This is a genomic window from Martinezella sp. CNPSo 3732, from assembly GCF_057784515.1.
Genome location: NZ_JBXSOO010000012.1, coordinates 133,563 through 146,396 on the forward strand (window position 1 = coordinate 133,563; position 12,834 = coordinate 146,396).

Consider the following 12,834-nt stretch of genomic DNA (forward strand, 5'->3'; position numbering starts at 1 on the left):
TCTTACATCTTCCTCGGATTTGGCCAGTTGTGCGTCTCTTCCGTCGCATCACGACACCAGCGATAGAAGGCATCATAAAGCGCCATGCCGGCTTCCAACTGCTGCAGGTCGTCGTTGAACATTCGCGAAAGCCCAAGCGAGGCCGCAAGCAGCCCCGGCACTTCAGGTGCCAAGTCGGGCCGCGCGGTATCGGCGCCGCGAACGATGGTTGCAAGATGAAGGAGAGGTTCTGCGCCGAGACCGAATTCCTCGATCATGACATCGAAGGTGCACAGCTCGCCGCGATGGCTCCAGAAAACATCTTCGATATCGAATGGCGTCGCCATGAAGCGATCGGCGACGGCCGAAACTTCGGTTGCGGGAACGAACAGGAAGATCGCTGACGGATCGATGAAGCGCCGGATCAGCCATGGGCAAGCGATACGATCGATCTTCGGCCGTGCCCTTGTTACCCATACCGTCCGCCCCTTGGCATCGCGGGGAGGCAGCTTTTCCCCGGCGACCAGCATGTACTCCGCGCTGCGCCACGCTTCGAATCCGCCTTCGAGGACCTCTGCCTCCTTTCCGACCACACGCAGATGCGCAGCAACTCCGTGGGCGAGTTTCTGTCCTTTCTGACAGAGAATGATGGCAGGCCCCACCAGTTCGTTCGCCCAGTCGACTACCCTTCGATAGTCGCGGCGACTGGAGCCGGGAATAAGACGCGGATCGGCAGCGAAATCCTCGTCGTTACGGACATCGATAATCGCAGGCAAATTGGGCGTGCCGATAATGCGATTGAGCTTGTCGGGTGTAATTTCCAGAAATGACGGCATAGCGCGTCCTCCGTTGGCTCGGTTTCACGGACGCGATTCTTCAGCCGTAGCCTCGTGGGGTGATCGCAGCCCCATGATCGATTTTCTGCCTGACGCGCTTCAAATGTCAAGCCGGATAAACAGCTGCCGCACGAGACGAACATTTTCTCAACGTCCGCAGCCCACTCGCCGAGTGCCCGCGACTTCACTGTCGCCGCGACGTCCCCGGAAGACAATGGAACGCCGCGCCGACCTGAGCGCGGCGTTCGAGCTTACTCCCCGCGTGCCTTCGCAGCCTTGCGCGCGGCCCTTGAATTCGGATTGCCACCCTTTGCCGGGCCGTCGTTCTTAGCGAAGCTCGGCTTGCCGGGCTTTTTCGCCCAGGGCTTCTTGTCGGAGCGTTCGGAAACGCCGCCCTCGCCTGCATGCGCCCGCTCCGGCTTGCGGTCGGACTTCCATTTCGGCTTCAGGCCGTCATTCGAACGGGCGCCCTTCTCAGCGAAGGGCTTCTTCTTTGCGAAGCCGCCTTCCCGCTTGGCCTGGAAATCCGGCATGCCGGCAAGCGGCTTAACGCGGATGCCGCGCTCGAGCGTCTTGTCAGGGCCGATCGCCGCGAGGAAGCGCTCAAAACTCTCCGGCGAGAGCTCGACGAAGGTTTCCTCAGGCTGCATCTTGATGGCACCGATATCGCGCTTGGTCAGATTGCCGTTGCGGCAGAGCATGGGGATGAGCCAGCGCGGCTCGGCATTCTGCTTGCGTCCGACAGAGAGCGATACCCAGAGACCATCGGTGAAGTCGTTACGTCCAGCAGACGAGCCCTCGTCGCGAGGCGTGACCGGGAAATCGTCGCGGCGGGGCTTTCGGCGCTCGCCTTCGGCCGGCACGTCCTGCAATTCCTCGGGCGCTGAATGGCCGGCGCGGTATTGCCGCAGGAATGCGGCGGCGACCTGCTCGGCGCCGTGGCGCTCCAGCAGCTGCCGGACGATCGACTGCTCGTCTTCAGCAAGCGGTGCTTCAAAGACCGGATCGGCGAGAAGACGCTCGTCATCACGCTGGTTCACCTCGTCGACCGAGGGCGGCTTTGCCCAGGTGGCGCGGATGCGGGCAGCTTCCAGCAGGCGTTCGGTGCGGCGACGGGCGCTGAGCGGCACGATGAGGGCGCTGACGCCCTTGTTGCCGGCGCGGCCGGTGCGGCCGCTGCGATGCAGCAGTGTGTCCGGATTGGTCGGCAGATCGGCGTGAATGACCAGCTCCAGACCCGGCAGGTCGATGCCGCGTGCAGCAACGTCGGTGGCGATGCAGACACGGGCGCGGCCGTCGCGCATGGCCTGCAGCGCGTGCGTGCGCTCGTTCTGGCTGAGCTCCCCTGAGAGCGCAACGACCGAAAAGCCGCGATTGTTGAAGCGAGCCGTCAGATGATTGACGGCAGCGCGGGTCGAGCAGAAAACGATGGCATTGCGCGCCTCATAGTAGCGCAGCACGTTGATGATGGCATTTTCCCGGTCGCTCGGCACCACGGTCAGCGCGCGATAGTCGATGTCGACGTGCTGCTTGGCCTCAGAGGCGGTCGCGATGCGGACAGCATCGCGCTGATAGTTTTCGGCGAGCTTGGCGATCGAACGCGGCACGGTGGCAGAAAACATCAGGGTGCGGCGCTCGGACGGCGCTGCTTCCAGAATGAATTCCAGATCCTCGCGGAAACCGAGATCGAGCATCTCATCGGCCTCATCGAGCACGACGGCCTTCAGTTCGGAGATATCGAGCGAATTGCGGCGGATGTGATCGCAGAGCCGACCGGGCGTGCCGACGACGATGTGGGCTCCGCGTTCCAGTGTCCGCCGTTCCGTGCGCATGTCCATGCCGCCAACGCAGGAGGCAATCGTGGCGCCCGTGAGCCCATAGAGCCATTCCAGCTCGCGCTGCACCTGCAGCGCCAGTTCGCGGGTCGGTGCAATCGCCAGCGCCAGCGGCGCACCTGCGCGGCCGAAACGTTCCGCGCCGTCAAGCAGGCCGGGCGCCAGCGCCAGGCCGAAGGCAACCGTCTTGCCCGAGCCGGTCTGGGCCGAGACAAGCGCATCCTTGCCGGCCAGGCCCGGATCGAGCATGGCCTTTTGCACCGGCGTCAGCGTCTCGTAACCGCGCTTCGCCAAAGCCTGGGCAATCGCAGGAGCGATGCCTTCGAATTCAGTCATCATCTGTCTTTCGGAATTCTTCGCGCGCCATCAGGCGGCGATCATCGTGGCTCGCACGTCGCGAACCTCTTCTTCACGCGTGCACATACTTGCTCAAGGCGGCAATGTACAGAGCAGACGCGTTTTCGCGCGGGGCGAAACGAAAAAAAGGCAGCGAATCGCGCTGCCTTTGAAGTTTATGCTGTCGAAAGCAAGCTCGAGTCGGGGAGCTTCATGTCTCGGGAGCCGAGAGTGGCTCCAATCCGCTCCAGCTCATGCGAACGGTCTCAAGTTGGCCTTTACTTTTGACCAAGCTTTCTTAACGCGAGGTTAGCAAACGATGGTCATCGTTTGCCCCCTCAATTTTAAGGCTCACCTTAACTTTTGAGTTCTTCCAGCCCGGCGAAGAGATCGAGCGCTTCCGGATTGGCGAGCGCTTCCTTGTTCTTGACCGGACGGCCGTGCACCACCTCCCGCACCGCAAGCTCGACGATCTTGCCGGATTTCGTGCGGGGGATATCCGTAACCGCGATGATCTTGGCCGGCACATGGCGCGGCGAGGCGCCGGTGCGGATGCGGGTTTTCATCGCCTTGACCAGGTCTTCGGTCAGGGCGACGCCGGCGGCAAGGCGGACGAAAAGCACCACGCGAACGTCATCGTCCCAATCCTGACCGATGCAGAGCGCCTCCAGAACCTCGGGAATCTGCTCGACCTGATTGTATATCTCGGCCGTGCCGATGCGCACGCCGCCGGGGTTGAGCGTGGCATCGGAGCGGCCGTGAATGACGAGGCCGCCATGCTCTGTCCATTCGGCGAAATCACCGTGGCACCAGATATTGTCGAAGCGCTCGAAATAGGCGGCCCGATATTTGGCGCGCTCCGGATCGTTCCAGAACATGACCGGCATGGAGGGGAACGCCTTGGTGCAAACGAGCTCGCCCTTCTCACCGCGCACCGGCTTGCCTTCGTCGTTCCAGACATCGACGGCGAGGCCGAGGCCCGGCCCCTGGATCTCGCCGCGCCAGACCGCTTGCAGAGGGTTGCCGAGCACGAAGCAGGAGACGATATCGGTACCGCCGGAAATGGAGGCGAGCTGGATATCGTCCTTGATGCCCTCATAGACGAAGGTGAAGCCCTCGGGCGACAGCGGCGAGCCCGTGGAGGTCATCAGCCGCAGGCTCGAAAGATCGTGCGAGGTCTTCGGCGTCAGGCCGCTCTTGTGGACAGCATCGATATATTTGGCAGACGTGCCGAACAGCGCGAATTTCTCTTCCTGCGCATAGTCGAACAAAATGTTGCCGTCGGGGGCGAAGGGCGAACCATCGTAAAGGCAAAGCGTCGCGCCGGCGGCAAGGCCGGTCACCAGCCAGTTCCACATCATCCAGCCGCAGGTGGTGAAATAGAAGACCTTTTCGCCGGGCACCACACCGCAGTGGAGGCGATGTTCCTTGATGAGCTGCAGCAAAGCGCCTCCGGTAGAGTGCACGATGCACTTCGGGACACCCGTCGTGCCCGAAGAAAACAGGATGAACAGCGGATGGGAGAAGGAGACGGCCTCGAACTCGACCGCTTTCGCCTCGAAGGGGGCAACCAGATCGTTGAGGATTCGCGCGCCCGGCGTTGCCGCCACGACAGCTTCGGCATTGCCGGCATAGGGCACGATGATGGTGGGCGCTTTCAGGCGCTGGGCAATGGCGCTGACCTTTGCAGTGACATCCTGCAGCTTGCCGCCATACCAGTAGCCGCTGCAGGCGATGAAGAGCTTCGGCTCGATCTGGCCGAAGCGGTCCATGACGCCCTGCTCGCCGAAATCCGGCGAGCAGGAGGACCAGATCGCGCCGATCGACGCGGCCGCCAGCATGCAGGCGATGGTTTCCGGCATGTTCGGCATCATTGCAGCGATGCGGTCTCCCTTGCCGATGCCCTCGGCACGATAGGCCTGCTGCAGGCGAGATACCATCGCGGCCAGCCGGTCCCATGACCAGCGATCGCGCACCTTGTCCTCGCCCCAGAACACAAGCGCATCGCCCTCGCCGCTTCGCCAGAGCAGGTTTTCTGCAAAGTTCAGCTCGGCATCGGGAAAGAAGCGGGCATCCAGCATGACATCGCCATGGATCAGCGCCCGCTCACCGCGCTTGCCCTTCACACCGCAGAAATCCCAGACCGCCGACCAGAAGCTTTCACGGTCGGCAATTGACCAGGCGTGGAGGCTGGCAAAGTCAGACAGCGAGAGGTCGAAACGGCGGTTGCATTCCTGCATGAAAGTGAACATCGGGCTCTGGCGGCGAAACTCCTCCGACGGTGTCCAGAGCGGCTGCTGATCCTGCATATTTCTCTCCCGCTTTTTGCACTATATAAGCAATGCTGCAGCGCATTAATAAAATCACGGTGTTGTGGGTATTGCCAGTGCGTGAGGTTTGCATCCGACAAACATTTCCTATATCCGGCAAACTCAGGCAGATTATCCCTATCAGTTCAAGAGTCTCCACGGGATCATGAGAGCTTCGAAAAACAACAAGTGGCGGTTGACGATGCGTTCGGCCTCGCGCTGGCTGCCTGCCTTTGCTCGCACGACCGGCATCATTCTTCTCACGATCCTCATCGTGTTCGCTGTCTTCAGAGCGACCGCGCCTTTCCTGATTTCCAGCGGTCTGGTGCGCTCCGGCATCGAGAAGGCACTGTCGGACTGGACGGGGTATCGCGCCCAGATCGAAGGCGATCCGACACTGGAATTCTGGCCCTCGCCACGCGTGACGCTCAATCAGGTCACCATCCGCGAACCGTCGAGAAACGGCAAAGTCCTCGGCCATGTCGATAGCCTCTCCGCGGACTTCTCCCTGTGGTCGGCGATCCGTGGGCATGCGCATTTTCACGAATTCCATTTTCTGCGCCCGATCCTCTATATCCGCCGCGACGAGAACGGCCTGATCGACTGGACGAACGAAGGCCGCCTTTCCAAGGCCATCGAACAGGCCGAGACCTCCCCCGGCCAGGGCATGCGGATGAGCAAGGAACAGGATGCCGCCATCGGCATGCTGACCATCGAGGATGGAAGCGTCGAAATGGCCGACGAGCGCAGCGGCAGCATCTACAGGCTGAACGCCGTCAATGCCGACATCGCCTGGCCGCGGCTTTCCCAATCGCTGAGTGCTGTCATTCTTGCCCGCTTCAACGGCCAGGACATCAAGCTGAATTTCGACTCGACGCAGCCCCTGCTCTTCTTCGCCGGCAAGAACGTGAACACCACGACCAGCTTCGTTTCGCCGCTGATCAGCTGGACCTATACAGGCGTTACCAGCATATCGGATTTTTCGGCACTTTCGGGTAATCTGGATCTGAGCGTGCCGAACGTGCCCTCCTTCATCGCCTGGAGCGGGCAGCGCCTGCCGGCAGCCGACGCCCTCAAGAATATCTCGCTCAGTGCCAATATCGCAGCAATCGACAACGGCCTGCGTTTCAACAATCTGAGCTTCAAAGTCAACGATTCCGCTGCCTCCGGCATCATGGATCTGAACTATACGAAAGCGGGCAAGCCGAAGATTTCCGGTACGCTTGCCTTCGACCAGATGAACCTCAATCCGTTCCTGGCTGCCTTCTCCATGCGTCTGGCCGCCGAAACCGCCATCGATGCGCTGTTGAACGGCAATCCGCTGCAGCGGCTCGACCTCGATATGCGGCTCTCGTCGAACAAGGCGGCTCTTGGCCCCTTCCAGTTCGAGAATATCGGTGCCAGCCTGCTGGTGGCCGGCGGCAAGGCGAAATTCGACATAGGCGACAGCGGCTTTGAGAGCGGTTCGCTGACCGCACATCTGGAGGTCGCGCCAGGCGACTTCGATGGCGGCGGCAAATTGCAGATATCGATCCGCAACGCCGATTTCGGCGGCCTCTTTACGCGCCTGAAGCTGATAGGCCCGCTGCCAATGCCTTCGTCGGCGTCGCTGGATCTTTCGCTCAGCACCTCGAAGCCGATCTGGGTTGCCACGCTCAGCGACGTTGCCGGCACGCTGCACTTCACCTCGTCGGCAGGATCGTTTCGCCAATTCGATATTTCGACCTTCCGGACACTCGCCGCCGAGAAGGCCTTCTTCCGGATGAGCGATATCGCCAATTCTTCTTTCGACTTCGACAGCATCAACGTGGATGCAAGTTTTGCGAAGGGTTCCGCCGAGGTGCAGAACGCGGCCATTGCGGGCCGCAACGAAACGATCAGCTTCAACGGCGTCGTTCCGTTCCGCACCAACGGGCTGGCACTCTCCGGCGCGCTCGAGGCAACCTCGCCCTCCGACGCAGACGAACTGCCGATGCTGCCCTTCTTCATCGGCGGCAGCTGGCCGAATCCGGTGATTTCACCGGTCGCAACGCTTCTGCAAAAGCCGATACAGCAGCCATAGTTCTTCCGGGGCCGCCCGTTCGCCCGCAGCACTTCAAGCTGCTGCAGCCGCGTGCTCGTCCCTTTGTCGCTGAACCTCCCGGCGCTTCGTCGCGATGGAGGCGCAGATGACGCCTACGGCGACCACGCCGATCAGGATGGTGCAGATGGCGTTGATTTCCGGCGTCACGCCAAGCTTGACCTGACTGTAGATCAGCATCGGCAGCGTCTTGGCGCCCGCGCCCGAAGCAAAGGTCGCAATCACCAGATCGTCGAGCGACAATGTCAGAGCCAACACCCATCCTGAAAAGACGGCTGGCGCGATGATCGGCAGCGTCACCTCGAAGAAGGTGCGCACGGGCGGCGCGCCGAGATCCATCGCCGCTTCCTCGATCGAGCGATCGAAGGTTAAGAGGCGGGACTGCACGACGACGGCGACGAAGCACATGGTCAGCGTCGTATGCGCCATGACGATCGTCCAGAAGCCGCGGTCGACACCCGACGTCACGAAGAGCAGCAGCAGCGACAGACCGGTAATGACATCAGGCATGACCAGCGGCGCATAGATCATCCCTGAGAACAGGATGCGGCCGCGGAAACGCGTATAACGAACGAGCGTGATGGCCGCGAAGGTGCCAAGTACGGTGGCGATCGTCGCCGAGAGCAGCGCGATGCGCACCGTCAGCCAGGCGGCGCTCAGCATCGTGTCATTGCTGAAAAGGTGCACGTACCACTGCGTCGAGAAGCCGCCCCAAACGGTGACGAGGCGCGAGCTGTTGAAGGAATAGATGACCAGCAGCAGGATCGGCAGGTAGAGGAAGGCTAGACCGAGGGTGACCGAGACGATGTTGAAGCGGGACCAGCGGATCATAAGTTATCTCCCCTTCTCATCGGCCTTGGCCTGGAAATGCTGGAAGAAGACGATGGGCACCACCAGCACCAGCAGAAGGATGGTCGCCACCGCCGATGCCAGCGGCCAGTCGGTGTTGCTGTAGAACTCCGTCCAGAGCACCTTGCCGATCATCAGGGTTTGCGAGCCGCCGAGCAGGTCGGGGATGACGAATTCGCCGACGGCGGGGATGAAGACCAGCATGCAGCCGGCGACGATGCCGGGGATGGAGAGTGGAAAGGTGACGCGCCAAAAGGCGCCGATCGGCGTGCAGCCGAGATCCTGCGCTGCCTCTATCAGCGTGCCGTCCATCTTTTCCAGCGCGGAATAAAGCGGCAGCACCATAAAGGGCAGATAGGAATAGACCATGCCGATATAGACGGCGGTGTTGGTGTTCAGGATGACAAGCGGCTGGTGGATGACGCCGAGCCCCATCAGCAGCTGGTTCAGGAGGCCCGTCGTGCTCAGGATCGACATCCAGGAATAGACGCGGATCAGAAAGCTCGTCCAGAAGGGCAGGATGACCAGCATCAGCAAAGTCGGCCGGATCGTGCGCGGCGCCTGTGCCATGCCGTAGGCGATCGGATAGGCGATGATCAGCGTCAATAGCGTCGAGATACCGGCGATCTGCAGGCTCTCGATATAGGCGTTCATGTAGAGCGGGTCGCCGGCAAGCCATGTGTAATTGTCGAAGGACATGGTCTGCAGCTTTTCCCACCAGTCGCCGAAGCTGTCGCTCCAGGCGAAGGACGGGTCGTAGGGCGGCACCGACAAGGCCTTCGTCGACAGCGAAATGCGGAAGACGATGAGGAAGGGCGCAAGAAAGAAGATCAGCAACCAGGCATAGGGAACAATGATCACGAGGCGCTGATAGATTAGGGAGCCGAGCGCTTTCATGATCAATCCTTCAGCAAGACGCCGGCATTTTCGTCGAAGGAAACCCAGACGTTTTGGTCATAGGCGAAGGGCTCTTCCACGGCGCGAACCGCGTTCAGCGACGATGCCTTGACCACCTGCCCGCTCTTCAGCTTGACGTGGAAAACGGTCATGTCGCCGAGATAGGCAATGTCCCAGATCTCGCCTTCGGCGGCATTGAGGGATGCATTGGCCGGCGGGCGCGGCGAAACCCGAAGCTTTTCCGGGCGGACTGCGAGACTGGCACGGCTTCCTGCCGATGGCATATCGCCGGAAGCGGTACGCACCGTAAAGCCCGAATCGACCGCTATCTCGACGATGCCCGCTTGTGCCGAGGTGACATTGCCGTCGAGAATGTTCACATCGCCGATGAAGTCGGCAACGAAGCGGCAGTTGGGCGCCTCGTAGATCTCGGCCGGCGTTGCCACCTGCACCACCTTGCCGTGGCTCATGACCGCGATGCGGTCAGCCATGGTCATCGCCTCCTCCTGGTCGTGGGTGACGACGACGAAGGTGAGCCCCAGGCTCTGCTGCAGATCCATGAGTTCGAACTGCGTCTCTTCGCGCAGCTTCTTGTCGAGCGCGCCGAGGGGTTCGTCGAGCAGCAGCACCTTCGGGCGCTTCGCAAGCGAGCGAGCCAAGGCCACGCGCTGGCGCTGGCCGCCGGATAGCTGGTTGGGCTTGCGCTTGGCGAACTGTTCGAGCTTCACGAGCTTCAGCATCTGCGCGACGCGATCGTCGATCTCGGCTTTCGGCATGCCATCCTGGCGGAGGCCGAAGGCGATATTCTTCTCCACCGACATATGCGGAAACAGCGCATAGGACTGAAACATCATGTTGACTGGGCGGCGGTAGGGCGGCGTGCCGGCAAGGTCCTGATCATCGAGCACGATCTCACCTGTTGTCGGCTGCTCGAAGCCCGCGAGCATGCGCAGAAGCGTGGACTTGCCGCAGCCCGAAGCGCCGAGAAGAGCGAAGAATTCACGATTGTAGATATTCAGGGAGAGGTTGTCGACGGCAGTGAAATCACCGAATTTCTTCGTCACGTTCTTGAAGGAAATGTAAGGCTTGGCCGAAGGGTCGGTCCAAGGAGCAAAGGAACGCCGGATATTACCGAGTGACTTCATTATCTATCCCCAAACGGATGCTCTTGTGGGCGCGCATCGCGCCGGCTCTTCCCCATCCCGGCGCGTTCGTGATTCCTACCTTATCCTCATAAGGAAAGGCCCGGACGTTGCCGTCCGGGCCGCTTCGATTTATTGGCCTGTCGTGACCTTTGTCCACAAGCGCGTCGCCACGCGCTGGGTTTTCGCGTCCCATGGGGTCAGCGTGTACAGTTTCTCGCGGACGGCGTCAGTCGGATAGACGGCCGGATCTTCCAGTACGTCCTTGCTCACGAACTGCTGCGACGCCTTGTTGCCGTTGGCATAGGAAGTGAAGTTGCTCGCCTTGGCGATGACCTCAGGCTTCATGATGTAGTTGAGGAAGATATGCGCCTCCTCGACATGCGGCGCATCGGCGGGGATCGCCATGACGTCGAACCACATCTGTGCACCCTTGGTCGGGATCGAATAGGCGATATTGACGCCATTCTTGGCTTCGGCGGCGCGGTTGCGGGCCTGCAGCACGTCGCCGGAATAGCCGAAGGCGATGCAGATATCACCGTTGGCAAGCGCGTTGATATATTCCGAGGAATGGAACTTGCGCACGAAGGGGCGGATCGCGGTCAGCAGCTCTTCGGCCTTCTTGAAGTCCTCCTGCTTGGTCGAGTTCGGATCGAGACCGAGATAGCGCAAGGCTGCCGGAATAACGTCGGTCGGCGAATCCAGCACGTAGATGCCGCAATCCTTGAATTTGGCGGCGAGCTTTGGATCGAAGATCACGTTTATATCGGGAGCGTCGTCGGTGCCGAGGATCTGCTTCACCTTGTCGACGTTGTAGCCGACACCGCTCGTGCCCCACATATAGTCGATGGCGTATTGGTTGCCGGGATCATAGGTGGCGATGCGCTGCTGCACCGTATCCCACATGTTGGAGATGTTCGGCAGCTTGGACTTGTCGAGCTTCTGGAAGACACCTGCCTTGATCTGGCGCTGCAGGAAATAGGCCGTCGGCACGACGATGTCATAGCCGGTCTTGCCGGCCAACAGCTTGGTTTCCAGCGTCTCGTTCTGGTCGAAAGTGTCGTAGACGACCTTAATGCCGGTTTCCTTGGTGAAATCCTCCAGGATCGAATTGTCGATGTAATCCGACCAGTTATAGATATTGACGACCTTATCTTCTGCCTGAGCGACCGTTGCCAGCGAAACGGCCGCAAAAGCCGTTGCTGCAAGCCTTGCGAACATGGACTTCATAGTCTCTCCTGTTTTGTTCAAGGGCATCCAGGCGATACCCAACCCTCTGTTTTTCCCGTTAGACTAGAAAGGAAATCGGAAGGCGACAAGGGAAAAAGCAAGCAGGCATAAGCTTTAGCCGTTTTCCCCGAAAACGATCGGCCGCCCCGTAAAATTGCCCGCCAACAGACAATGCCCTTCGCACGCAATTGTGAATGCAGGGACTGCTTCGCGCGTGAATGCGGAAGCCGGCTTTGCTAACATCGCGGTGTTCTCGTCCGCGAACATTCTCAAGCCTGTTTCGCCATTCTGCCCAGCGGGCAAACTCAAACCCATCATCGGGGACCTATCATGCAGTATCAAAAATTCGGCAATACCGGTCTCAGCGTCTCGCGCCTTTGCCTGGGTACGATGACCTTCGGCCTGCAGATCGAGCAGGAAGACATTGCACATGCCATTCTCGACAAGGCCGCGGATGCCGGCGTCAATTTCATCGACACGGCAGACGTCTATCCGCTCGGAGGCGGTGAACAGCTTGCCGGCCGCACCGAAGAGATTGTCGGCCGCTGGCTGAAGGGCAAGCGCGACCGCTTCATCGTTGCGACGAAGGCTGTCGGAAAGGTCGGCCCGTCTCCCTGGGATCAGGGCGCGTCGCGCAAGCATCTTCTCGACGCCATCGACGCTTCGCTGCGGCGGCTCGGCACCGATTATGTCGATCTTTACCAGCTGCATTCGGACGATCGCGAAACACCGCTCGACGAGACGCTGGAGGCGCTCGACATCATCGTGCGCTCGGGCAAGGCCCGCTATGTCGGCGTGTCCAACTTCCTCGCCTACCGGCTGGCACTGGCGCTCGGCCGGGCCGATTTTTTGCGGACAGCCCGCTTCGTTTCGGTGCAGCCACGCTACAATCTGCTGTTCCGCCAGATCGAGCGCGAACTGCTTCCCTTGGCCGAAGAACAGCGCATCGCCGTCATCCCCTACAACCCGATCGCCGGCGGCCTTCTCACCGGCAAGCACAAGCATGATGTCGCACCGACCGAAGGCCGCTTCAGCGCGCAACTGCGCAGCGCCGGCAGCAATTATCTGCAGCGCTATTGGCATGAACGCGAATTTGCGACGATCGAGAAGCTCCGCGGCATCGCCGAAGAAGCCGGGCAATCGCTGACTAAGCTTGCTGTCGCCTGGGTCGCCGCCAATCCGGTCATCACCTCAGCCATCATCGGCGCCAGCCGTCCCGACCAGTTGACGGATACGCTGGCCGCCATCGATCTCCAGCTCGATCCGGAGCTGAAGGCGAAGCTTGACGAAGCCACGGTCGAATATCGCTGGGGTGACGCGGCCCGGTGAAGAAGCGCGAAC

9 protein-coding genes are annotated in these 12,834 nt (G+C 60.8%); 2 read left to right on the top strand and 7 right to left on the bottom strand.

Going from position 1 to position 12,834, the window contains the following annotated elements:
* Positions 1-2: 2 nt before the first annotated feature.
* From AC13RM_RS19825 to AC13RM_RS19835, 3 genes are all read right to left on the bottom strand, one after another.
* Positions 3-815 (bottom strand): chromate resistance protein ChrB domain-containing protein, encoded by an 813-nt coding sequence (locus AC13RM_RS19825; RefSeq protein ID WP_285174482.1) that lies wholly within the window; start codon positions 813-815, stop codon positions 3-5.
* Between the two features lie 251 nt (positions 816-1,066).
* On the bottom strand, positions 1,067-2,986 hold the full coding sequence (locus tag AC13RM_RS19830; RefSeq protein WP_285174581.1) for a DEAD/DEAH box helicase: 1,920 nt from the start codon (positions 2,984-2,986) through the stop codon (positions 1,067-1,069).
* A gap of 356 nt (positions 2,987-3,342) precedes the next feature.
* Complete coding sequence (locus AC13RM_RS19835) at positions 3,343-5,295, bottom strand: acetoacetate--CoA ligase (RefSeq protein ID WP_285174484.1); 1,953 nt, start codon at positions 5,293-5,295, stop codon at positions 3,343-3,345.
* A gap of 166 nt (positions 5,296-5,461) precedes the next feature.
* Here AC13RM_RS19835 and AC13RM_RS19840 point away from each other — a divergent pair, with 166 nt between their 5' ends.
* On the top strand, positions 5,462-7,357 hold the full coding sequence (locus tag AC13RM_RS19840) for an AsmA family protein (RefSeq protein ID WP_285174487.1): 1,896 nt from the start codon (positions 5,462-5,464) through the stop codon (positions 7,355-7,357).
* Positions 7,358-7,390: 33 nt separating this feature from the next.
* On the opposite strand, the gene AC13RM_RS19845 is transcribed toward AC13RM_RS19840, so the two are convergent.
* From AC13RM_RS19845 to AC13RM_RS19860, 4 genes are all read right to left on the bottom strand, one after another.
* Positions 7,391-8,206, bottom strand: a complete 816-nt coding sequence (locus tag AC13RM_RS19845; RefSeq protein WP_113232166.1) for an ABC transporter permease subunit — start codon at positions 8,204-8,206, stop codon at positions 7,391-7,393.
* A 3-nt stretch (positions 8,207-8,209) separates the two neighbouring features.
* Positions 8,210-9,121, bottom strand: a complete 912-nt coding sequence (locus tag AC13RM_RS19850) for an ABC transporter permease subunit (protein ID WP_285174493.1) — start codon at positions 9,119-9,121, stop codon at positions 8,210-8,212.
* A 2-nt stretch (positions 9,122-9,123) separates the two neighbouring features.
* The gene (locus AC13RM_RS19855) at positions 9,124-10,266 is read right to left on the bottom strand and encodes an ABC transporter ATP-binding protein (RefSeq protein WP_113232168.1); all 1,143 of its coding nucleotides are present in this window, start codon (positions 10,264-10,266) and stop codon (positions 9,124-9,126) included.
* Between the two features lie 129 nt (positions 10,267-10,395).
* Positions 10,396-11,493 carry a polyamine ABC transporter substrate-binding protein gene (locus AC13RM_RS19860; RefSeq protein ID WP_113232169.1) on the bottom strand — a complete coding sequence of 366 codons (1,098 nt, stop codon included), beginning with the start codon at positions 11,491-11,493 and terminating at the stop codon, positions 10,396-10,398.
* A 330-nt stretch (positions 11,494-11,823) separates the two neighbouring features.
* On the opposite strand from AC13RM_RS19860, the gene AC13RM_RS19865 reads away from it, so the two are divergent.
* Complete coding sequence (locus AC13RM_RS19865; RefSeq protein ID WP_374820049.1) at positions 11,824-12,822, top strand: aldo/keto reductase; 999 nt, start codon at positions 11,824-11,826, stop codon at positions 12,820-12,822.
* The last annotated feature ends 12 nt before the right edge of the window (positions 12,823-12,834 follow it).

What these genes read in the sequence shown, in the direction of transcription:
- AC13RM_RS19830 (WP_285174581.1), bottom strand. Translation starts at nt 2,986, where the DNA reads ATGACTGAATTCGAAGGCATCGCTCCTGCGATTGCCCAGGCTTTGGCG.
- AC13RM_RS19825 (WP_285174482.1), bottom strand. Translation starts at nt 815, where the DNA reads ATGCCGTCATTTCTGGAAATTACACCCGACAAGCTCAATCGCATTATC.
- AC13RM_RS19865 (WP_374820049.1), top strand. Translation starts at nt 11,824, where the DNA reads ATGCAGTATCAAAAATTCGGCAATACCGGTCTCAGCGTCTCGCGCCTT.
- AC13RM_RS19855 (WP_113232168.1), bottom strand. Translation starts at nt 10,266, where the DNA reads ATGAAGTCACTCGGTAATATCCGGCGTTCCTTTGCTCCTTGGACCGAC.
- AC13RM_RS19860 (WP_113232169.1), bottom strand. Translation starts at nt 11,493, where the DNA reads ATGAAGTCCATGTTCGCAAGGCTTGCAGCAACGGCTTTTGCGGCCGTT.
- AC13RM_RS19840 (WP_285174487.1), top strand. Translation starts at nt 5,462, where the DNA reads ATGAGAGCTTCGAAAAACAACAAGTGGCGGTTGACGATGCGTTCGGCC.
- AC13RM_RS19845 (WP_113232166.1), bottom strand. Translation starts at nt 8,206, where the DNA reads ATGATCCGCTGGTCCCGCTTCAACATCGTCTCGGTCACCCTCGGTCTA.
- AC13RM_RS19835 (WP_285174484.1), bottom strand. Translation starts at nt 5,295, where the DNA reads ATGCAGGATCAGCAGCCGCTCTGGACACCGTCGGAGGAGTTTCGCCGC.
- AC13RM_RS19850 (WP_285174493.1), bottom strand. Translation starts at nt 9,121, where the DNA reads ATGAAAGCGCTCGGCTCCCTAATCTATCAGCGCCTCGTGATCATTGTT.